This window comes from Pseudomonas baetica (genome assembly GCF_002813455.1).
GTDB lineage: Bacteria > Pseudomonadota > Gammaproteobacteria > Pseudomonadales > Pseudomonadaceae > Aquipseudomonas > Aquipseudomonas baetica.
The window spans coordinates 3,151,876-3,172,644 of record NZ_PHHE01000001.1; the positions used below are offsets into that span (position 1 = coordinate 3,151,876).

The window sequence follows — 20,769 nt, forward strand, 5'->3', positions numbered from 1 at the left end:
AACCCTGTGAGAGCGGACTTGCCCGCGATGAGTGCGCAGCACTCGCTTTTAAGCCGCGTCTTTTTTCGGCTCGCGAATCTTGTACCAGGCGACATACAACGCCGGTAAAAACAGCAGCGTCAGCAACGTCGCAATGACAATCCCGCCAATCATCGCGTAAGCCATCGGCCCCCAGAACACTTCCCGGGCAATCGGGATCATGCCCATGCTGGCTGCCGCCGCCGTCAGCAGAATCGGCCGGCGTCGATGCTCGGTCGCTTCCACCACCGCGTCCCACGGGGCCAGGCCCTTCTTCTCGAACTCATCGATCTGCGTCACCAGGATTACCGAGTTACGAATGATGATGCCGATCAGCGCCAGAATCCCGAGGATCGCCACGAAGCCCATTGGCGTACCGGTCGGCACCAGCGCCAGCACCACGCCGATCAGCCCCAGCGGCGCGACACTCGCCACCAGGAACATCTTCTGCACGCTGTGCAACTGGATCATCAGGAAGGTCGCCATCAAAAACAGCATCAACGGCAGAACCTTGGCAATCGGCCCCTGGGCCTTGCCGCTTTCTTCCACCGTACCGCCGGTGGCGACTTTGTAGCCCACCGGCAGTTTGTCGGCGAAGGCATCGATGGACGGTTTGAGCAGTTTCACCAGATCGGTCGGCTGGATCTCGTCGCGCACCGACGCCTTGATGGTGATGGTCGGCAAGCGGTCGCGACGCCACACCAGCGGCTGCTCCAGTTCATAACGCACGGTGGCGAACGCCAGCAGCGGAATCGACGTGCCCCCGGGCGTGACGATTTGCAGGTTTTGCAGGGTTTCCGGGGTGCCGCGCTCGGAATCCACGGCGCGACCGACGACGTTGATCAGGTAGATATCGTCATCGACCTGAGTCAACGGCGAGCCGCTGACGATGCTGTTCATCAGGTTTGCCACGTCTTCGGACGACAACCCTAGCTGACGCGCCTTGTCCTGGGCGATGTCGATGCGCAGGACTTTGCCCGGTTCGTTCCAGTCATAAATGATCTCGCCGATGTGCGAGTTCTTGTCCAGCTCGGTGGCCAGTTCGATCGCATGCTTGCGCACCTGATCGATGTCCTTGCCACTGATCCGGTACTGGATCGGCCGGCCCACCGGCGGGCCCATTTCCAGCGCCTGCACGTAACTGCCGATGCCGACGAAGTCTTTGCGCAGCCGCTCGCGCAGGCGTTCGCTCAAGGCTTCGCGCGCCTCAAAATCCTTGCTGACAATCACCAGTTGCGCGTAGTAGGGGTTTTGCAATTGCTGATCCAGCGGCAGGTAGAAACGGATCGCCCCCTGACCGATGTAGGTACTCCAGCGCACGATGTCCGGATCACCCTTGAGGGTTTCTTCCAGCTTGTCCACGGCTTTGCGGGTTTCGTTGATCGAAGCGTTTTGCGGCAGGTTCAGGTCGACCAGAATTTCCGGGCGATCCGAGGACGGGAAGAACTGGTTTTGCACGAAGCGCATGCAGAACACCGCCAGTACAAAGAGCAGAACCGTGATGCCGATGGCCCACCAGCGGTTGCGCATCGACCACAACAAGCCGTGGTTGAACGCACGCCCGACGCGACCGGGCTCGGCCGCATGGGGTTTCACGTTGGCGCTGAGGATGTGCACGCCGATCACCGGCGCAAAGAACACCGCCACCACCCACGACACCAGCATCGCCACGGCGATGACCGCAAACAGCGTGAACGTGTACTCACCCGCCGAGCTGGCGTTGAGGCCGATGGGCACAAAACCGGCCACCGTCACCAGCGTACCGGTGAGCATCGGGAACGCCGTCGAGGTGTAGGCGAAGGTCGCCGCCTGCTCCCGGGTCTCGCCCATTTCCAGGCGTGTGACCATCATCTCCACGGTGATCATCGCGTCGTCGACCAACAGGCCGAGAGCGATAATCAATGCGCCAAGGGAGATCCGCTGCATGGTGATGCCGCTGTATTCCATGAACACAAACACCATCGCCAGCACCAGCGGAATCGAGCACGCCACCACCAGCCCGGCGCGTACACCGAGGCTGATGAAGCTCACCACCAAGACGATGATCACCGCTTCGAACAAAGCGCTGGTAAAGCCGCCGACGGCTTCTTCCACCACCACGGCCTGATCGGACACGGTGTGCACACCGACGCCCACCGGCAGGTCGGCGGTGAGTTGATCGATGCGCGCGTGCAGGGCCTTACCGAACTCCTGAACGTTGCCGCCGTTCTGCATGGCAATCGCCAGACCGATTGCCGGTTTGCCGTCGAAGCGGAACTCCGGAGTCGCCGGGTCGACGTAACCACGGCTGATGTCGGCGATGTCGGCCAGACGATAGAAGCGATCATTGAGCTTGAGATTGACCTCGGCCAGATCCTTCTCCGAGGCGAACTGTCCGGAAGTGCGCACGGAAATGCGCTCCGGCCCGGCCTCGATCACCCCTGCCGGCGTCACCGCGTTCTGCGATTGCAGGCTCTGCACCACCTGGCGCTGATCGATGCCCAGCGCCGCCAGTTTGCGCGTGGAGAAGTTCAGGTAAATCACTTCGTCCTGCTGGCCGACCATCTCGATCTTGCCCAGCCCCGGCACATTGCGAATCTCGGCGCGGGCCTGTTCCACGTAGTCGCGCAACTGACGCATGCTCAGGCCATCGGCGGTAAATGCGTACACCGAGCCGTAGACGTCACCGAATTCATCATTGAACCCCGGCCCTTGAATGCCCTGGGGAAACTGCCCGCGGATGTCGTCGATCTTCTTGCGCACCTGGTACCAGATCTGCGGGATGTCCTTGGCGCTGGTGGTGTCGCGCAGGTACACATACACTGTCGATTCGCCGGGGCGCGTGTAGCTTTTCACGTAGTCGAGCGAATCCAGTTCTTCGAGTTTTTTCTCGATGCGGTCGGTAACCTGCTTGAGCGTCTCTTCTTGGGTCGCACCCGGCCATTTGGTCTGGATCACCATGGTTTTGATGGTGAACGACGGGTCTTCTTCGCGACCCAGATTGAAGTACGAAAACACCCCCATCAGCAGTGCAACGAACATCAGGTACCAGACGAACGACTGATGCTTGAGGGCCCATTCGGAGAGGTTGAAAGAGCCTTTCATTGACTGTCCTCGTCAAGTTTCACGGATTGTCCGGGTTTGAGGCTGTTGACGCCGGCACTGACCACCTGCTCACCATTCTTCACACCGCCGGCCAGCACCACGCTGTTGTCGGTGCGGCTGATCACGCTGACATCGCGCGGGTTGACAGTTTTGCTTTGGGTGTCGACCACCCAGATCCGCGTTTTGCCGTCGACCTCTTGCAGCGCTGTCGCGGGCAATTCGATGCGTGGCTTGATCGCCGAACTGAGGGTAACGCTGATCGCTGTGCCGAGACGAAATCCGGGCGGTGTATCCGCCAGCGTCAAACGAGCGCGACGGGTGCGCGTAGCGCTTTGCGCCTGCGGTTCGATTTCGCGGATGGTTGCCGTGGTGTTGATGCTTGGGTCGAGTTGCCCGGCCACCAGGAACACCACATCGCTCGGGATCTGATCAACCAGGGTGTCCGGCAGATCGATCACCGCTTCCTTGATGTCCGGTTGCGCCAGGGTCACCACTTGCTGGCCGGCGGTGACCACTTGCCCGGCTTCGGCGTTCCACGCGGTGACCACGGCTTTGTGGTCGGAGCGCAGTTCGGTGTAGCCGAGTTGATCCTTGCTCTGATTGACCGCCGCCTGCGCCTGCTCCAGCGAAGCCTGAGTGGTTTTCAAATCCGTAGTGGCGATGTCCAGTTGCGCTTGCGCACCGACCCCGCGATCAAACAGCGCTTGCTGACGCCGAGCATTGGCCTGAGCGTTGATCAGTTGCGCCCGGATCTTGGCCAGATCGCCTTGGGCTGAGCGCAACTGGTTCTGCTGGTCGGACGGATCGAGGGTGGCGAGCAGCGTGCCCTTGTCGACTTCGGCACCGACATCGACGTTGCGGCTGGCGATGCGCCCGCCGACACGAAAACCGGTGTTGCTCTCATAGCGCGCCTGAATGCTGCCGGCGAAACGCCCAAGGGTTTCCTCGTTCAGTGCCTGAACCTTGATCGACAGCACCGGCCGCACCGGCTCCGGCGGAGGCTCGCTTTTCGAGCAGGCAGCCAACAGCATTGCCATGGACAACAGCCCCAAGTGCTTCATGGCTGGGCTCCCGGTTGCAGATCTTTATAGGTGTTTTCGGCGATCTCGACTTTCATGCCCGGGTGCAATAACTGCCCGCCGGCGACGATGACTTTCTCACCGCCCTTGAGGCCTTCGCTGATGATGACCTTGCCGGTCAGATAACGACCGACCGTGACCGTGTGCAATTGCGCTTCACCTTTGTCGTCGACCATCCAGACTGCCGGATCGCTGACGTTTTTGGTCAGCGCCGACCACGGCAGCTCGACCGCCGATTTGCCGCTGCCTTTGGCCGTGGCGCTGACCACCGAACCGAGCTGCATGCCCGGCGGCAGTTTGTCGAGGGTGACTTTGACTTGCACGGTGCCGGACTGCGCGGACACCGCCGGGGTGATTTCGCGCACGGTGCCGGTGGTTTTGATGTTGGGGTTGTCGAGCAGGCTGACCACAATCGAGCGATCCGACGGCCGCTCGGCGAGCAGCGACTCGTAGACGTTGAACACCGCGTCGCGATCGCCGTCACGGGCCAGTTTGAACATCGGCGCCGTGGCCTGCACCACCTGGCCGACCTCGGCCTGACGCTCGGTGATGATTCCGGGGGCATCGGCAATCAGCGAGGTGTAACTGAGCTGATCCTTGGCGTTGGCCAGTTGCGCCTGCGCGGCGCTCAATGCGCTTTGGCTACTGCGCAACGCCGCCTGGGCGGAATCGTATTCGCTCTGGCTGGTGTAACCTTTGGGTAACAGTTTTTGTTGGCGCACGAATGCCGCAGCGGTCTGCTTGACCCGCGCCTGTTCGGCGACAACCTGGGCTTGAGCCGAGTCGACGTTGGTCTGCAAATCCTTGGGATCGAGTTTGGCCAACACTTGTCTGGCGGTCACGCGGTCACCGACATCGACCATGCGCTGGATGATCTTGCCGCCAACGCGAAACGACAATTCCGTCTCGACGCGCGCCTGCACATCACCGGTGAGGGTCACGGCAGCCGCGTAGTCCGCGGGTTTGACCTCTTGCACGAAGACCCGTGGCAGGTACTCCTGAGGGGCCTTTTTCTCGCCGCAGGCGCTCAGCAATGTGAACAGACTCAGCATGACCGCTGTTTTCAAACCGGGACTCGCCATGCAGACTCCTTCCTGTGTACGAACGTGCAAGTGACGATACGACTGTGAGCTTAGAACAGGGTTCAACGTTCGCTCGCGCGATGATGCATTTACCCCCGTAGGAGCTGCCGCAGGCAGCTATTTTTTGCTGGTAAAGACCACGATCAAATGATCGCAGCCTGCAGCAGCGCCTACAATGCGACCGCTCCCATGCCCCGCGTGGGAGCGAGCCGGAGAAGGATTTTCATGCTCAAGACCCTCGCGGTGGCCAATTACCGCTCGATCAATAAATTGGTGATCCCGCTGGGCCGACTGAACCTGATCACCGGCCCCAACGGCAGCGGCAAGTCCAACCTCTACCGCGCGTTGCGCCTGTTGGCGGAGACGGCGCAGGGCGGTGTGGTCAATGCGCTGGCCCGTGAGGGCGGACTGGACTCGACATTCTGGGCCGGGCCGGAAACCATCAGCCGGAGGATGCGCAATGGCGAGGTGGCGATTGAACCGACAGTGCGCCAAGGCGTGAAGCGCTTGCGTCTGGGCTTTGCCGGGGAAGATTTCAGTTATTCGATTTCTCTCGGGTTGCCGGAGCCGACGCTCTCGTACTTCTCGCTTGATCCGCAAATCAAAAAGGAATGCATCTGGGCCGGGCCGCTCTATCGTCCGGCGAGCCTGCTGGTGGATCGCGACGGGCCGATGATCCGTGCTCGCGCCGAGCGTCAATGGGACGTGCTGGCGCAGCACACGCCGAACTTCGACAGTCTGTTCGATCAGGTCGGCAGCCTGCGCAGCTCGCCGGAAGTGTTCCAGATGCGCGAGTTCATCCGCCGCTGGCGCTTCTACGATCACTTTCGCAGCGACGCCGACGCTCCCGTGCGCCAGCCACAACTCGGCACGCGCACGCCGGTTTTGCATCACGATGGGCGTGATCTGGCGGCGGCGTTGCAGACCATCATTGAAATCGGTGATCCCGAGGCGTTGCAGACCGCAATCAGCGATGCGTTTCCCGGCGCGCGACTAAACATCGAGCCGCTGCCCGGTGGACGCTTTGCCATCGAGTTTTATCAGGAAGGCTTGCTGCGACCGCTGTCGGCAGCGGAGTTGTCGGATGGCACGTTGCGCTATCTGCTGCTGATCGCCGCACTCCTGACGCCACGTCCGCCGTCGCTGATGGTGCTGAACGAACCGGAAACCAGTCTGCACCCGGATCTGTTGCCGGCCTTGGCACGGTTGATCATTCGCGCCTCAGAAGAATGTCAGGTGTGGGTGGTGTCCCATGCGCGGCGGTTGATTTCAGCGCTGCAGGAAGACCCTGAGTGCAATTGCATCGTGCTGGAGAAGACGCTGGGCCAGACCGGGATTGTCGGGCAGCGGGTGCTGGATGAGCCGGCGTGGAACTGGCCGGATTGAGCGGCGCCTGAACGAGCGCTTTCGCGAGCAGGCTCGCTCCCACAGTTGATCGCATTTCAATGTGGGAGCGAGCCTGCTCGCGAAGGCAGTATCAGAGTCGCATCTGAATCAAGGGATCACCCCTGCCACTTGCCGCCTTCAACAATCACGCTCTCAGGCTTGGTGTCATCGCTCAGCTCTTTACGCACATATTGGTCGTATAGCTTGAGCAGATACTTCTCTTCACCCAGCTTGGCCAATTCGCTATTCACCCAGTCACGCAACTCGATGTTGCCCTTCTTCACCGCCGGCGCAATCGGCGCTTCAGCCCCGAGCTTTTCATCCAGCACGCGATAGCCCGGGTTCTGCTTGGCCCAACTGAACAGCACCAGATTGTCCTGCGCATAGGCGTCGCCACGGCCATTGGCCAGGGCTTGCAGCGATTCGGAGTTCTTCTCGAACTTCAGCAGTTTCCAGTCCGGGTGGTTTTGGGTCAGCCAGATATCAGCGGTGGTGCCAGTGGTGACAATAGTGGTGCGAGTTGCGAGGTCATCAAGGCTTTTCACCGAGCTGCTCTGCGGTACCAATGCCTGCACCGCTACCTTGAGGTTCGGATTGGTGAATTCCACCGCTTCCTTGCGCTCCGGGGTCACGGTCATGTTGGCGAGGATCAGGTCGACCTTGTCGCTTTGCAGGAATGGAATGCGGCTCGCTGGCTCTACGGCCACGAACTCGACCTTGTTCTCGTCGCCGAGCAGATCCTTGGCGAATTGGCGGCCGATGTCGGTATCAAAACCGACGTAACGTCCGGCCTCATCGACGAAACCGAACGGTGGCTTATCGGTGAAGACGCCAACGATCAGTTTGTCGCGGGCCTTGATCTTGTCCAGATAACCGGCCGGCGCGGCACTTTCGCTGGCGACTTTCGGCTTTGGCGATTCTTCGGTTTTGCTGCAGCCGGCGAGCAAGGCGAGGCTGAGCAGGGGCAGTAGAAAAGCGGCAGTTTTCATAGCAGTTCCAGTTCCTTTGTCGGATTCGTTTTTGGCAGTGTTGCCACGAAGGAGAACTTCTCCAGGAACTGCTGCGCGCGTGCGGTTTGCGGGTTCGTAAAGAAAATCTCGGGCGGGGTCTGTTCGAGGATGCGTCCGGCATCCATGAACACGATGCGGTCGGCCACCGCGCGGGCGAAGGCCATTTCATGGGTAACGATCAACAGGGTCATGCCTTCGCGGGCCAGCCCCTGAATCACTTGCAGCACTTCCTTGACCATCTCCGGGTCGAGGGCGGCGGTGACCTCGTCAAAGAGCATCACTCGTGGGTTCATGCACAACGAACGGACGATGGCGATGCGTTGCTGCTGGCCGCCGGAAAGCTGCCTTGGATACGCATCGCGCTTGTCCGCCAGACCGACGCGTTCGAGCAAGGCTTCGGCTTGCTGCTGCGCTTCGCGGCGTTGGCGTTTCTGTACTTTGAGCGGGCCCAGCAACAAGTTGTCGAGCACGCTCATGTGCGGGAACAGGTGATAACTCTGGAACACCATGCCGATCTGCTGACGCACTTCGCGCCAGTCGGTGGCCTTGTCCAGCAGCTCGCGGCCGACAAATTTCAGGCTGCCGCTGTGGGCCTCTTCCAGACCATTGAGGCAACGCAGCAGGGTGCTTTTGCCGCAGCCGCTGGGGCCGAGGATGACGATCACTTCGCCGCTCTGCACCTGCAGATCGATGCCGTTGAGCACCTGCTGCTCGCCGTAGAATTTGTTGAAACCGTGAAACTCGATCAATGCGCTCATGCTTGCGTCCAGCGGCGCTCCAGCACACGCGAGGCGGCCGACAGCGGGTAGCAGATGAAAAAGAAAAACAGGAACAGCGCGCCGTAAATCAACACTGATTCGTAGGTGCGCTCGATGATCTGTTGGCCGACCTTGATCACGTCGACCACGCCGATCAGCACTGCCAGCGAACTGGTTTTGATGATTCGCGTGTAGACGTTGATGGTCGGCGGCGTCATGCGTTTCAGCGCTTGCGGCAGCAGCACGTAACCGAACAGCTGCGGGGCGTTCAAGCCAATCGACAGCCCCGCCTCACGCTGCCCGCGTGGCAACGAATGCAACGCGCCGCGCGCCACTTCACCGACTTCACTGGCGCCCCACAACGACAGCACCAGCACCGCACACCAGAAGCTCGGCAGGCTCACGCCAAAGAAAATCGGCAAGCCGAAAAACAGCAGGTACAGCCAGACCAGCACCGGGATCGCCCGGAACAGCTCCAGATAGACACGCAAAATCGCGTTCAGCCAGGTCACGTTGAGCGTGCGCAACACGCCGTAGAGCACGCCGCCGATGGTGCTGATGGCGATGCTCAGGAAGGAGATCGACAGGGTTTGCCCGGCGCCTTTGGCCAGTTGCGGCAACGACACCCAAAGCAGCTCAAGACCCGAACTGGCCATGCTGGAGCCTCCTTTCCAGACGGCTGAGCAGCAGCGACAGCGGCAGGAACAACAGCACGCAAATCAGCGTCAGCACGGCGAGCATTTCGTAGGTTTTGTAGTAGAGCGCGATGTAGCTTTTGGTCGTGTAGAGGATTTCCGGCACCGCCACCGCCGAGACCACGGTGGTTTCCTTGAGCAGGAAAATGAAATTGGCGAACAGCGACGGCAGGCTGAGGATGCCCGCTTGCGGCAGGATCACGTAGCGCAGCAACTGACCGTGGGACAGACCGATGGAGCGCCCCGATTCCAGCTGCGCCTGCGGCACCGCATCGACGCCTGCGCGCAGCACTTCAGTGAGGTAGGCGCCGCCGAGAAAGGTCATGGTGATGATCGCGGCGCTGAAGCCGGAGACTTTGATCCCCAGCGCCGGCAAGGCGAAATAAACGAAGAACAACTGGATCAGCAGCGGCGTGTTGCGTGCCAGCTCGACGTAGAGGCCGACGGCGCGCTGCAAGTAAGGTGTGCGAAACACCAGAATCGTCGCATTGAGCAGCGCCACCAGCAGTGAGGTGCCGATGGCGATCAAACCGACCTGCAGCGTCACGCCTACGGCTTTTAAAAATGCCGGCAGGGTGCTGAGGATAAACGCGTAATCGAATGTCATGAAGCTTCCTGGACGTCGCTCGGTAAGCGACGGTGATGCAGTCCATGGACAGCGGGTGACTGTCCGGCAGGAAGTGACTTTATAGGTATAAAAACAAGAATTTAAATACTGTTAAAGCATATTGATATCACTCAAAAAACTATCCTGTGGGTTTGCCGGGAAGGAATAAGAAGGCTATTTTCCCTTGCGCTGTAGGAAGGATCTTTTTTTCACGAAAGCCCTCCAAGGACGAACAGCTTTTGGCCAAACTCCGCCGGCCGAACCCTCACAAGGAAGAGAAACATGGACGTAAAAGTGCCGCAGCGACTGGATCCGCAGGACATTGTGAAATTGTTGGTGGCGTTGCGCCGCGCGTTGAAAGCGCAAACGGCCTGAGCCGTTACCCTGCTCATTCCCACGCTCTGCGTGGGAATGCAGCCTGGGACGCTCCGCGTCCCACCAAGAGCCGAACGCGGAGCGTCCGATGAGGCATTCCCACGCAGAGCGTGGGAACGATCATCGGGGACACAAAAACGCCGATGACTATCACTAGCCATCGGCGTTTTCACAACTTGAAGGGGTTCACTCAAGCGTCAGATCAGAACGCCGGCAGTACCGCGCCGTTGTACTTCTTCTCGATGAACGCTTTGACTTCCGGGCTGGTCAGGGCAGCGGCCAGTTTCTTGATGGCGTCGCTGTTCTTGTTGTCCTCACGGGCAACGAGGAAGTTCACGTAAGGCGAATCAGCGCCTTCGATCACCAGCGCATCCTTGGTCGGATTCAAACCGGCTTCCAGCGCGTAGTTGGTGTTGATCATGTCCAGATCAACTTCCTTCAGAACGCGTGGTAGCAGGGCCGATTCCAGTTCCTTGAACTTGAAGTTGTGCGGGTTCTTGGCGATGTCTTTCGGCGTGGCCAGGGCGTTCTTCGGGTCTTTCAGTTCGATCAGGCCAGCCTTCTGCAGCAGGATCAGAGCGCGGCCGCTGTTGCTGCCTTCGTTCGGGATGGCGATGGTTGCGCCGTCCGGCAGTTCAGCCAGGGTCTTGTATTTGCTCGAGTAGCCACCGAACGGTTCAACGTGCACGCCTTGCACGGTCACCAGATACTTGGACTTGTCGTCCTTGTATTTGCCCTGGTTGAAGCTGTTCAGGTACGGCAGGGTCTGGAAGTAGTTGGCATCCAGACGCTTCTCGCCAACCTGTACGTTCGGCTGCACGTAGTCAGTGAACACTTTGATTTCCAGATCCACGCCTTCTTTGGCGAGGGTCGGCTTGATCAGCTCAAGAATTTCAGCGTGCGGGACCGGGGTCGCCGCGACGACCAGTTTCTCGCCGGCCTGGGCCAGGGAAGCCGTCAGAGCAGCCGCCAATGCGGTAAACAACAGAACCTTTTTCATGCAGTGTCCTTATCGAAAATCACGGTCGCTGATGGCGACGGCATCTAATACGTGTGCCAGTGAAGTGATATCGCTGGCGTGAGGCGGACAATACCGGGATTTTTTATTCCCGGACAATAACGTTTATTCAGCTTCATATTCCATTTTGTTCATGTTGGACGAGACGGTTACAACCGCTCGCTCAAACTAATCAGCAAGTCTTTCAACGCCTTACGCTCATCGACACTGCCACCGATGTTGATTTGCGTCACCAGCCGCTCGATCTGAACCTGCGGGCCAGACGCGTCGGGCAGGTTCAGGTGCTCCGGCAGAATTTCGTCGCCGGTGCTCACCAGCAAGGCAAAGTGAATGACGTTTTCCAGCTCACGGGTGTTGCCCGGCCAGCTGTGTTGCTCCAACAGATGCTGCGCCGCCTCACTGATCAGCGGCACCGGCAGGTCCAGACGCTGGCTGTAGATGCCGAGGAAATACTCGGCCAGCGACAGGATGTCGCCGATTCGCGCGCGCAGCGCCGGCAACTCCAGTTGCCCTTCGCTGAGGTAATGGTAGAGCCGCTCGTGGAATTTCCCGGCGTCCACCGCTTGCGCCAGATCGATGCTGGTCGCTGCCACCAGCCGCACATCCACCGGGCTCGGCTGAGGCGCACCGACGCGGGTGACTTCGTGGTTTTCCAGCGCCGCGAGCAATTTGATCTGGATCGGCAGCGGCAGGTCGCCGATTTCATCAAGGTATAAGGTGCCGCCATTGGCCGAACCGAACCAGCCCGCACGACTGCTGGCCGAACCGCTGTAACTGCCAGCGGCATAACCGAACAGCTCGGCATCGGCGTAGGTCGGGCTGATCGCCCCGCAATTGACTGAAACAAACAGGCCGCTGCGGTCACTGGCGCGATGGATGTGGCGGGCGAGCAACTCCTTACCGGTGCCGGTCTCACCACGGATCAATACCGAGACCGATCGTGGCGCCAGCTGCTCAAGTTCCTCACGCAACTGACGCGAGCGCGGGTCGACGAACACCAGCGCTTTGGCGCGAATGCTCAGGGGGCTTTTTTCCGCGTCGGGAAAGGTCAGCAACGGCTGACCGAAAGTTTCGAAACTCATGGCAGACTCCCGCCCAGAACCGCCGGCAGACGGGGGCATTTAACAAAATAAAAAATCAGGCGCGACGTCGGGCGTGGTGTTCCATACGGTTTTGCAGGCGATAGAGATAAGCAAAACCTTGCTCCCAACGCTGATGCCCGGACTTCACATTGATGTGTCCGGCGCCCGCAAGAATCCCCGCTTCGGCCCCCCAGTTGCGCGCCAGCTCCAGTGCGCGCGGCGCACTGACGGCGGCGTCGTTGTCGGAGCTGACAACCTGGCTCGGAAACGGCAGCAGGTCGCTCGGAATCGGTGCGAAATTGCGCAGCGCCGGCGCGCAGGCCGGGCGCTCGACATCCGCCGGCGCAACCAGCAAGGCGCCGCGTACCTGACGCAGGTATTGCAGCGGCGCAGTTGCCGCCCAATGGGCGACCGTGATGCAGCCGAGGCTGTGCGCGATGAGGATGACTGGCGTGCTGTCGGCGGCGATGGCCTCGGCCAGCGCCGCGACCCAGTCTTCACGGCGCGGGGTCAGCCAGTCGGCCTGTTCCACCCGCGCGCTGTTTGGCAGGCTGTTCTGCCAGTGGGTTTGCCAATGATCTTCTGGCGATCCTTGCCAGCCCGGCACAATCAGGTAGCGAATTGATTCGTTGCGCATGGGGGAGCTCTCCTGCGTGTCTGTTCCTGAACGAGTATAGGGATGGGATTTATATTCGTTAAGGAATAAGAAGCTATTTATTAAGACCTTAAAAGAATATGACATGTGGAACCGTGGGAGCGAGCCTGCTCGCGAATGCGTCATCAGACTCACCATCCCTTTTGACTGATATACCGCTTTCGCGAGCAGGCTCGCTCCCACAGTGGTTTGAGGGTGAGGCTTGTTTCGCGGGATAAAAAAAGGGCCGCACCCTGCCAAGGAGACGGCCCCGGAAAATCGAAAATGTTGTTACCGCGCGGTGATCACCGACAACTTGGTAATCCCCGCCCGCTCAATCGAGGCCATGGCCCGCGCCACTTCGCCATAATTCACGCCGTCATCCGCCTGCAACTGCACACGCACTTCCGGGTCCTTGGCCTTCGCCGACTTGAGGTTGAATTCCAGCAAGTCCGGCTGAATCTCGTCCTTGTTGATAAACAGTTTGCCGGCACCGTCGATGCTCACCACCAACGGGTCTTTCTGCTCCACCGGCGCGACCGCTTCGGTCTTCGGCAGGTTGATCGGTATCGCGTTGGTCAGCAGTGGCGCGGTGACGATAAACACCACCAGCAGCACCAGCATCACGTCCACCAGTGGCGTCACGTTGATCTCGCTGAGTACCTCATCACTGTCTTGCGTGGAAAAGGCCATATCAGGACGCCTCCTTCACTTTTGCCGCGTTGCCCGGCGCGGCAACCTTGTGCGCGGTCGGGTGGATCAACACGCGGAATGCACTCTTCTGCGCCAGGCTGTAGAAGTCGTGGGCGAAGTCATCCAGATCGGCGGCGGTCAGTTTCAAACGACGCAAAAAGTAGTTGTAAACCAGCACCGCCGGTACCGCGACGGCGATCCCCACACCCGTGGCAACTAGCGCTGCACCGATCGGACCGGCGACCGTTTCCAGACTCGCCGAGCCAGCCGCGCTGATTCCCTTCAACGCTTCCATGATCCCCCACACCGTGCCGAACAAACCAATGAACGGCGACGTACTGCCAATACTCGCGACCACCGCCAGACCGGTCTCCAGCGAACGTCGCTCGCGGACGATCTGCTGACGCAGTGCGCGCTCCAGACGATCCTGATGGTTGATCGCATGGCTCAAATCATTGGCCTGCGGCGCCTCGCCCACCTGAATCGCCGCATAACCGGCCTGTGCCACCCGCGCGGCGGCGCCGGGCTGGGTTTCGCTCAACTCGGCGGCGGCATCCAGGCTCGACGCCGCCCAGAAGCGTTTATGAAATTGGCGGTCCTGCGCTTTCAGGCGACCGAACTGCACAGCCTTGAGCAGAGCCAGTCCCCAAGTGGCGACGGAAAAAACCACCAGCAGCCAGATCACCGCGCTTTCGATGGATTCCAGTGGAGATGCCAGTAACGTCATGATGTGCTCCCTCGTGTAAACGTTTTGCGCGAAATAGGTTTCGGTTTAATGAATCTTGAAATCGATGGGCACGCTGACCCAGCCGTCCTGGGCGACATCACCCTGCTTGGCCGGCACAAAACTCCAACGCTTGACGGCGCTTAACGCCGCATCGTCGAGTTGTTGCCGGCCACTGCTTTTCTGAATCTGGATCTCGCCCGGTTTGCCGCTGGCCAGCACATGCACCCGCAACAACACCGTGCCTTCCCAACCGCGGCGCTGGGCCAGCGACGGATATTCCGGCGCCGGGTTCTTCAGGTACGCGGCATTGGCCGAGGCTGGCGTCACCGGAACGGGCGCCGGTGGTGGTGCAGGAGGCGCGGGCGCGGCAACCGCGGCTGCCGGTTGCGGCGGCGCCGGGGGGTGCTCGACGGCTTTTGGTGCTGGTTTGGGTGGCTGTTTAACCACCGGTTTGGGTTTAGGAATCGGTTTCGGCGGCGGCGGCTTTACCGCCAGTTCGTCTTCCACCGGCGGTGCAGGCTCGACCACCGGTGCTGGCGGTGGCGGCACAACAACCGGCGGCGCGGGCGGTGCCGGGCGCGAGAATTCGATGGTCATCGGCGGAATTTCCGGCGGCACGATCGGCAGCACTGGCGTCGGTTTCTGGCTGATCCAGTAGATCACCGCGCCATGTGCCAGCAACGCCAGCACGCCAAGCAGAATCGCTTCGCGGCGGCTCAGAATACTTTTGGGCGCACGCTGCAGACGCAGTTGCCCCAACGGCACACGATGCGGTCGGCCGAGATCGACCAATTCGCCACTCGGCGTCTGACGCCAGAGCAATTCCCCTGCGCTGGCGGCGGTCTGGACATTGCCCATTGCTTCACTCCCTGCGGTCTTTTTTACGTTCTCTGCAAATACTGCCGACCCACCGCTTGTTGAATCCCCCACGGTGAATCACTGGGTGAATCATTGGACTAGACGCTTATCTCCGAAAGTAATCTTTGACGTTATGCATAGTCGTTTATGGAATATGAGATTTGATCAATTCCGCCGAAGCCACGCGTCACAAGGGCTGCAGCGATGGCCTGAAAAACACATGCTTTCCAGGCATTGAAAGTATTCACACAGCGCATTGATTTCGCCTGTCAGGGCAGCATCACGCAGCCCCTCGAAGGATCGATCAGAAGTCATAGCGACCGGTGACGCCGAGGGTGCGCGGCGTGCCGAGCAGGCCTTCGTAACCGCCGTTGCCGCCGGTCCACAGGGTCGTGTAGTAGGTTTTGTCGAAGGCGTTTTTCAGCCACAGCGAGACGTCCCACTGGCCCTGGTTGAAGTCGCCGCGCAGGCCGGTGGAGAAATTGACCACCGCGTAGCTCGGGATCTGGCCGTAGTCGGAATCCTCGACCGTGCCCACCGCTTTGGAGCGGAACGCATAGCTGGCGGTGACGTAGGGTTCGAAGCCGTTATCCAGATTCCATTTGTATTCGCCGTTGGCGTTGCCGATCCATTTCGAGGCGCCGACCACTTGATGGCCGCTGAGGTCGCAGGACGCCGGAGCCCCCGGCGCCTGGCTGACTTCCGGCGGGCACGGGGCATCTTTGTACGAGAGGTAACTGACGTCGTTGTAGGAGCCGTTGATGTTCAGGGTCAGGCCGCGCAGCGGGATCAGCGTGCTTTCGAATTCGACACCGCGCGAGCGCACGGAACCGGCGTTGGTCAGGTATTGCACGCGGTTGTCGGCGTCGTAGGCGTTGGTCTGATAGGCGTTGACCTGGGTCCAGAACACGTTGGCGTTGAGTTGCAGACGGTGATCCCACAGCGTGCTTTTGAAACCCAATTCGGCGTTATTGGCGCGTTCGGTGCCGATCAGCAGCGAGTCAGCCCCGGCGGCGGGTGCCGAGCCCACCGCAAGGTTGACCCCGCCAGATTTCTCGCCGTGGGACACCGTCGCATAGGTGAGTACGTCACCGGTGATGCGATAGCTGAGGTTGAGCAGCCCGGACGGACTGGAGCGGTACTGGTTCAAGTCGCCGGAATCGTAGGCGCCGGCTCGCCCGCGTCGCGCCGTAGCGGCAGCACCGGCGACGGTTGCGCCACCGAGCGGGGCATTACGTGTGACCCACGCGCTTTTTTCTTCATAGGTGCCGCGCACCCCGGCGGTGAAATCCAGGCGCTCGGTGAGGTGCCAGGTGCCTTGGGCGAACAGGGCAAAACTGTCGGTCTTGATGTGGCCGTTGCCGACACTGGTGACGTTGGCCAGCGCACCGGCCGGCGTGCCGTTCCAGATATCCGCTTGCGGGCCGTAATAGGCGAAGGATTTGTTGTCCAGATTGTTGCCGAAGTAGTACGCACCGACGACGTAATCGAAGAACTCGCCCTTGGGCGAGGCCAGACGAAATTCCTGCGAATACTGTTTGTCTTCCACCGACACCCCGGCGTTGTAGCTCGCCGGCACGTTGAGACCATCATCGTTTTTCGGGGTGAAATTCCAGAAGCGATAGGAACTGATCGAGGTCAGGGTGAAGTCGCTCGGCAGCGTCCAGTTGGCCTCCACCGAGGTGCCGCCCTGATGCACGGTGACATGCTGGTCGTTGTCCAGATTGACCTTGCGGTGCGAGCCGTTGATCAATGTTGCCCCGGCCGCGTTGGCGCGCGCCTGGTAAAGATTGACGCCGTTGATGGTCGGACCGGTGTTGTACAGCACGCGGGTGCCGGCGCTGGAATCCTCTTCGTTGTAGTCGCCGATCCAGCGCAGATTGAAGTCTTCGTTGGGCTTGAACAACAGTTGCGCACGGAAGCCATCACGTGAACCGCCGTTGAGGTCATGGCCGTCGTATTCGTTCTTGATGTCGCCATCGCTGCGAGTGCGATAGGCGGAAAAACGCCCGGCCAATTGATCGTTGAGCGCCCCGGAAATGGTGCCCTTGGTCTGGAAGTAGCCGTCCTCGCCAACCGAGGTTTCGATGCTCCGTTCAGGGGTGAAGGTCGGTGCTCGGGTGCTGATGTTGATCACCCCGGCGGTGGTGTTTTTGCCGAACAGCGTGCCTTGCGGCCCACGCAGAACTTCGAGCTGCTCGATGTCCATCAAGTCGAAGACCGCCATCCCCGGGCGGCCCAGATAGACGTTGTCGATGTACAGACCGACGCTGCCCTCCAGACCATCGCTGGCCGGGTTGTTGCCCAAACCACGGATCGACACGCTGGACTGGCGCGCATGCATGTAGGCGACGTTGACGCTGGGCACCAGTTGCTGCAAATCCTGAATCCGGTAGACCCGTTGCGCCTCCAGATTCTGCCCGCTGACCACGCTCATTGGCGTGGGCACGTCCTGCGAACTTTCTTCGCGACGGCGGGTGGTGACGGTCACCGTTCCCAGCTGCGAACTGTTGGCCGCCGGCTTGCCGGCAGGGGCTGGCGCCGGGGTTTCGGTTTCAGCGGCGTAGCTGTGAGTCCAACTGGCGCTTCCCGCCAGCAGCAGGGCCAGAGGCAGGCGCTTGAGCCGTCGTGGTGTGAGGGGTGACGCAAGGTTCAACGGACTCATGGCGCGGCTCCTGGTCAAAAAACACACAGACATCTTCAGCGCTGCATATTCTTTTAAGTTATTTATTTATATTTTTACAAAGATTTACTGCATAAGAGATTGCCTTTATAAGGAGTCGACCTAATGCATATCCAATGCATTTCCCGGATATTTTTTATGTGAAAAATGCATATCGACTTGCGCCAACTTCGTCACTTCATCGCCCTGGCTGAGCAACGCAGCTTTGTCGCCGGCGCGCAGGCGGTGAACCTGTCGCAGTCGGCGTTCAGCCGCAGCATTCAGGCGCTGGAACACAGCGTCGGCTGTCAGTTGGTCGATCGCGGGCGCAAGGAATTGCCACCAACCAAACAAGGCCAGGTCCTGCTCGAACATGCGCGGCGGCTGGTCAGCGGCGCGCAGCAGATGGCCAACGAGATCAGCCAGTTCAATGGCCTCGAGGCCGGGGAATTGCGCTTCGGTTGCGGCCCGGCCCCAGCCGCTGGCTTGATTCCGCGTGCGATCGGCAGCTTCATCGGGCGTTACCCGAAAGCGCGGGTGCAGTTTCAGGTCGATGACTGGCAGAGCTTGAGCAAGCGCCTGCTGAGTGAGGAGTTCGAATTCTTTGTCGCCGACACCCGCCACTTCGAGGCGGATCCGGATTACCTGACGCATCGGCTGCGCCCGCGCAAATGGCATTTCTGCTGTCGCGCCGGGCATCCGCTGGCTACTTTTGAACGGGTCACCGCCGAACAATTGATGAGCTATCCGCTGGCGGTTAGCATCCGCCCGCCGAACCTGCGCAAGGTCATCGTCGACCTCAGCGGCCGGCCGGATTTCACGCCGAATGTGGAGTGTGAAAACAGTTCGAGTTTGCTCAGCGTGGTGCTGCGTTCGGATGCGATCGGGATTGTCGGCGCGTATTCCGATGCGTTGCATCAGGCCAAGGGTGAGCTGGTGCGTTTGAAGATCGAAGGTCTGGCCGATGATCTGGAAGAGCTGTACACCCGCTATGGGATTGTCAGTCGGGCGGGATATCGGTTGTCGCCGTTGGCTGAGGCGATGATTGAGCAGATCAAGGCGATTGATGCGGTGGATGAGGAGGTGTGTTCACTGGAGAATTTTGCCGTTTGAGCCACCGCCTTCGCGAGCAAGCCCGCTCCCACATTTGGAACGCGTACTCCTGTGGGAGCGGGCTTGCTCGCGAAGGCGTCGCCACAGGCACCGATGCATCCGCTGCATAAAACCCATTCCCCAAATGCACTTGCCGAACACCCCCACCGAAAGCGAAAACCCTCGCCTGTCTCTCTGACCGGTGAACCCCATGTCCCAGCCTGAAAAACCCGTGCGCAACGTGCTCTACATCATGTGCGACCAACTGCGCCGCGATTACCTGTCCTGCTACGGCCACCCGCATTTGCACACGCCGAACATCGATCGCCTGGCCGAAGCCGGCGTGCGTTTCAGCCGCGCCTACACCCAGGGCACCATTTGCGGCCCGTCGCGGATGTCGGCCTACACCGGGCGCTACGTCAGCAGTCATCAAGTGGCGTGGAACGCCGTGCCGCTACCGCTGGAAGAACTGACCCTCGGCGATTACCTGCGCCCCCACGGCATTCGTACCGCACTGGTCGGCAAGACCCACGCCACGGCGAATGTCGACGCATTGCAGCGACTGGCGATCACTCCCGAAAGCGCACAAGCCGAAGTGCTCAACGAAGTCGGCTTCGAACCGTACTTTCGCCACGACGGCATCTTTCCCGATGACCCGTTGTTCGACAACAAACGTGAATCCGCGCCCTACACCCATTACCTGCGCGAACAGGGTTTCGACGGGCGCAATCCCTGGCACGACTGGGCCAACGCCGCCGAAGGCGAGAACGGCGAAATCCTCAGCGGCTGGAAAATGCGTCATGCACATTTGCCAGCACGAATTCCCGAGCAACACTCAGAGACTGTCTACACTACCAATCGAGCCATCGACTTCATCACCGAGCAAGGTGAGAAATCCTGGTGTTTACACCTCTCCTACATCAAACCGCACTGGCCCTATATCGTACCAGCTCCGTACCACGCCTTGTACAGTACGAAATCGATTCTAGAAGCGGTCCGTGCGACGCCCTCCGAAGCCAGCAAACACCCCGTATACACTGCCTTTCGCCAGCATGAGGAAAGCCTCAACTTCTCCCGCGATTCAGTACGATTGACTGTAATCCCCACCTACATGGGCCTGATCAAGCAAGTGGATGATCAACTCGGGCGGCTATTCGATTTTCTGCAGAGCAATGGCCGTTGGGATGACACGCTGATCGTGTTCACCAGCGATCACGGCGACTTTCTGGGCGATCACTGGCTGGGCGAAAAGGAGTTTTTGCTGGAACAAGCGGTGGGGGTGCCGCTGATCGTGCGTGATCCTCGGGCGGCGGCGGATGTCACGCGGGGCACGGTGGATGAGCATCTGGCGGAAACCATCGACGCGTTGCCGACGTTTCTTCAGGCGTTGGGATTGCCGCAAGCCGAACATCGGCTGGAGGGCCGCTCGCTGATACCGCTTTTACATGGAGAGAATCCGGATTGGCGCCGCTATGCAATCAGCGAATACGACTACGCCTTTCAAGCGCCCGCGCGGGAGCGACTGGGCCAGCCGATCGACCGTTGCCGGATGACCATGGTGCGCAGCGAACGCTGGAAATACCTGGCGTACGACGGCTTCAGGCCGCAGCTGTTTGATCTGCTGAATGATCCGCAAGAGTTGCGTGATTTGGGTGAAGACCCGGCTTACGCGGCGGTGCGCGAGGAGCATGCGGGGTATTTGTTCGAGTGGGTGCGCGGCTTGAAGCGGCGCACGACCATCAGTCATCAGGAGATTGATTTGCGCGGACAGCGGTTTCGCTACGGTGAGCCGGAAACCGAGAAACTGGTGCAGATTGGAGTTTGGTGAAGAAAAAGCTTCGCGAGCAGGCTCGCTCCCACATTTGGAATGCAGTCCCCTGTGGGAGCGAGCCTGCTCGCGAAGAGAGCC

Annotated in this window: 17 protein-coding genes; 3 read left to right on the top strand and 14 right to left on the bottom strand. The window is 60.2% G+C overall.

The genetic code is table 11. The annotated features are described in order from the left end of the window. Positions 1–48 precede the first annotated feature (48 nt). The 3 genes from ATI02_RS14325 to ATI02_RS14335 are packed head-to-tail and all read right to left on the bottom strand — an operon-like array spanning position 49 to position 5,263. Complete coding sequence (locus ATI02_RS14325; RefSeq protein ID WP_100846602.1) at positions 49–3,102, bottom strand: efflux RND transporter permease subunit; 3,054 nt, start codon at positions 3,100–3,102, stop codon at positions 49–51. Beyond that, positions 3,099–4,163 carry an efflux RND transporter periplasmic adaptor subunit gene (locus tag ATI02_RS14330; RefSeq protein WP_100846603.1) on the bottom strand — a complete coding sequence of 355 codons (1,065 nt, stop codon included), beginning with the start codon at positions 4,161–4,163 and terminating at the stop codon, positions 3,099–3,101. The genes ATI02_RS14325 and ATI02_RS14330 overlap by 4 nt, the downstream gene beginning before the upstream one ends. Then, the gene (locus ATI02_RS14335) at positions 4,160–5,263 is read right to left on the bottom strand and encodes an efflux RND transporter periplasmic adaptor subunit (protein WP_095190543.1); all 1,104 of its coding nucleotides are present in this window, start codon (positions 5,261–5,263) and stop codon (positions 4,160–4,162) included. Before ATI02_RS14335 ends, ATI02_RS14330 begins: the two co-directional genes overlap by 4 nt. A 225-nt stretch (positions 5,264–5,488) precedes the next feature. Between ATI02_RS14335 and ATI02_RS14340 the strand changes: the two genes are divergently transcribed. Continuing rightward, complete coding sequence (locus ATI02_RS14340; protein ID WP_095190542.1) at positions 5,489–6,649, top strand: AAA family ATPase; 1,161 nt, start codon at positions 5,489–5,491, stop codon at positions 6,647–6,649. A 116-nt stretch (positions 6,650–6,765) separates the two neighbouring features. Here the strand turns inward: ATI02_RS14340 and ATI02_RS14345 are convergent, their stop codons facing one another. The 11 genes from ATI02_RS14345 to ATI02_RS14395 all read right to left on the bottom strand — a co-directional run bounded on the left by ATI02_RS14345 (position 6,766) and on the right by ATI02_RS14395 (position 17,771). Then, on the bottom strand, positions 6,766–7,638 hold the full coding sequence (locus ATI02_RS14345; protein WP_100846604.1) for a transporter substrate-binding domain-containing protein: 873 nt from the start codon (positions 7,636–7,638) through the stop codon (positions 6,766–6,768). Beyond that, positions 7,635–8,417, bottom strand: a complete 783-nt coding sequence (locus tag ATI02_RS14350) for an amino acid ABC transporter ATP-binding protein (RefSeq protein ID WP_100846605.1) — start codon at positions 8,415–8,417, stop codon at positions 7,635–7,637. The genes ATI02_RS14345 and ATI02_RS14350 overlap by 4 nt, the downstream gene beginning before the upstream one ends. Then, positions 8,414–9,073, bottom strand: a complete 660-nt coding sequence (locus tag ATI02_RS14355; protein ID WP_095190539.1) for an amino acid ABC transporter permease — start codon at positions 9,071–9,073, stop codon at positions 8,414–8,416. The genes ATI02_RS14350 and ATI02_RS14355 overlap by 4 nt, the downstream gene beginning before the upstream one ends. After that, on the bottom strand, positions 9,054–9,719 hold the full coding sequence (locus tag ATI02_RS14360; RefSeq protein WP_100846606.1) for an amino acid ABC transporter permease: 666 nt from the start codon (positions 9,717–9,719) through the stop codon (positions 9,054–9,056). Before ATI02_RS14360 ends, ATI02_RS14355 begins: the two co-directional genes overlap by 20 nt. A gap of 577 nt (positions 9,720–10,296) precedes the next feature. Then, positions 10,297–11,094 carry a MetQ/NlpA family ABC transporter substrate-binding protein gene (locus tag ATI02_RS14365; protein WP_095191797.1) on the bottom strand — a complete coding sequence of 266 codons (798 nt, stop codon included), beginning with the start codon at positions 11,092–11,094 and terminating at the stop codon, positions 10,297–10,299. 167 nt (positions 11,095–11,261) lie between these two features. Beyond that, positions 11,262–12,194, bottom strand: coding sequence for a sigma 54-interacting transcriptional regulator (locus ATI02_RS14370; RefSeq protein WP_100846607.1), 933 nt, complete (start codon positions 12,192–12,194; stop codon positions 11,262–11,264). A gap of 55 nt (positions 12,195–12,249) precedes the next feature. After that, on the bottom strand, positions 12,250–12,831 hold the full coding sequence (locus ATI02_RS14375; RefSeq protein WP_100846608.1) for an alpha/beta hydrolase: 582 nt from the start codon (positions 12,829–12,831) through the stop codon (positions 12,250–12,252). A 288-nt stretch (positions 12,832–13,119) separates the two neighbouring features. Beyond that, positions 13,120–13,521, bottom strand: a complete 402-nt coding sequence (locus ATI02_RS14380; protein WP_003220570.1) for an ExbD/TolR family protein — start codon at positions 13,519–13,521, stop codon at positions 13,120–13,122. 1 nt (position 13,522) lies between these two features. Beyond that, a complete protein-coding gene (locus ATI02_RS14385) occupies positions 13,523–14,248 on the bottom strand; it encodes a MotA/TolQ/ExbB proton channel family protein (protein WP_100846609.1) in 726 nt (241 codons plus the stop codon). Positions 14,249–14,293: 45 nt separating this feature from the next. Continuing rightward, positions 14,294–15,106: an energy transducer TonB gene (locus ATI02_RS14390; protein WP_100846610.1), complete on the bottom strand. Its 813-nt coding sequence runs from the start codon at positions 15,104–15,106 to the stop codon at positions 14,294–14,296. A gap of 304 nt (positions 15,107–15,410) precedes the next feature. Then, positions 15,411–17,771 carry a TonB-dependent receptor gene (locus ATI02_RS14395; RefSeq protein WP_100846611.1) on the bottom strand — a complete coding sequence of 787 codons (2,361 nt, stop codon included), beginning with the start codon at positions 17,769–17,771 and terminating at the stop codon, positions 15,411–15,413. A 165-nt stretch (positions 17,772–17,936) separates the two neighbouring features. On the opposite strand from ATI02_RS14395, the gene ATI02_RS14400 reads away from it, so the two are divergent. Both ATI02_RS14400 and ATI02_RS14405 read left to right on the top strand, forming a co-directional pair. After that, positions 17,937–18,881, top strand: a complete 945-nt coding sequence (locus ATI02_RS14400; RefSeq protein ID WP_100846612.1) for a LysR family transcriptional regulator — start codon at positions 17,937–17,939, stop codon at positions 18,879–18,881. 190 nt (positions 18,882–19,071) lie between these two features. Further along, positions 19,072–20,688: an alkaline phosphatase family protein gene (locus tag ATI02_RS14405; protein ID WP_095191790.1), complete on the top strand. Its 1,617-nt coding sequence runs from the start codon at positions 19,072–19,074 to the stop codon at positions 20,686–20,688. Positions 20,689–20,769 lie beyond the last annotated feature (81 nt).

Coding starts and splice junctions, on each gene's coding strand:
- ATI02_RS14370 (WP_100846607.1), bottom strand. CDS start 12,194: ATGAGTTTCGAAACTTTCGGTCAGCCGTTGCTGACCTTTCCCGACGCG.
- ATI02_RS14390 (WP_100846610.1), bottom strand. CDS start 15,106: ATGGGCAATGTCCAGACCGCCGCCAGCGCAGGGGAATTGCTCTGGCGT.
- ATI02_RS14405 (WP_095191790.1), top strand. CDS start 19,072: ATGTCCCAGCCTGAAAAACCCGTGCGCAACGTGCTCTACATCATGTGC.
- ATI02_RS14345 (WP_100846604.1), bottom strand. CDS start 7,638: ATGAAAACTGCCGCTTTTCTACTGCCCCTGCTCAGCCTCGCCTTGCTC.
- ATI02_RS14375 (WP_100846608.1), bottom strand. CDS start 12,831: ATGCGCAACGAATCAATTCGCTACCTGATTGTGCCGGGCTGGCAAGGA.
- ATI02_RS14400 (WP_100846612.1), top strand. CDS start 17,937: ATGCATATCGACTTGCGCCAACTTCGTCACTTCATCGCCCTGGCTGAG.
- ATI02_RS14325 (WP_100846602.1), bottom strand. CDS start 3,102: ATGAAAGGCTCTTTCAACCTCTCCGAATGGGCCCTCAAGCATCAGTCG.
- ATI02_RS14395 (WP_100846611.1), bottom strand. CDS start 17,771: ATGAGTCCGTTGAACCTTGCGTCACCCCTCACACCACGACGGCTCAAG.
- ATI02_RS14350 (WP_100846605.1), bottom strand. CDS start 8,417: ATGAGCGCATTGATCGAGTTTCACGGTTTCAACAAATTCTACGGCGAG.
- ATI02_RS14355 (WP_095190539.1), bottom strand. CDS start 9,073: ATGGCCAGTTCGGGTCTTGAGCTGCTTTGGGTGTCGTTGCCGCAACTG.
- ATI02_RS14380 (WP_003220570.1), bottom strand. CDS start 13,521: ATGGCCTTTTCCACGCAAGACAGTGATGAGGTACTCAGCGAGATCAAC.
- ATI02_RS14335 (WP_095190543.1), bottom strand. CDS start 5,263: ATGGCGAGTCCCGGTTTGAAAACAGCGGTCATGCTGAGTCTGTTCACA.
- ATI02_RS14385 (WP_100846609.1), bottom strand. CDS start 14,248: ATGACGTTACTGGCATCTCCACTGGAATCCATCGAAAGCGCGGTGATC.
- ATI02_RS14365 (WP_095191797.1), bottom strand. CDS start 11,094: ATGAAAAAGGTTCTGTTGTTTACCGCATTGGCGGCTGCTCTGACGGCT.
- ATI02_RS14330 (WP_100846603.1), bottom strand. CDS start 4,163: ATGAAGCACTTGGGGCTGTTGTCCATGGCAATGCTGTTGGCTGCCTGC.
- ATI02_RS14360 (WP_100846606.1), bottom strand. CDS start 9,719: ATGACATTCGATTACGCGTTTATCCTCAGCACCCTGCCGGCATTTTTA.
- ATI02_RS14340 (WP_095190542.1), top strand. CDS start 5,489: ATGCTCAAGACCCTCGCGGTGGCCAATTACCGCTCGATCAATAAATTG.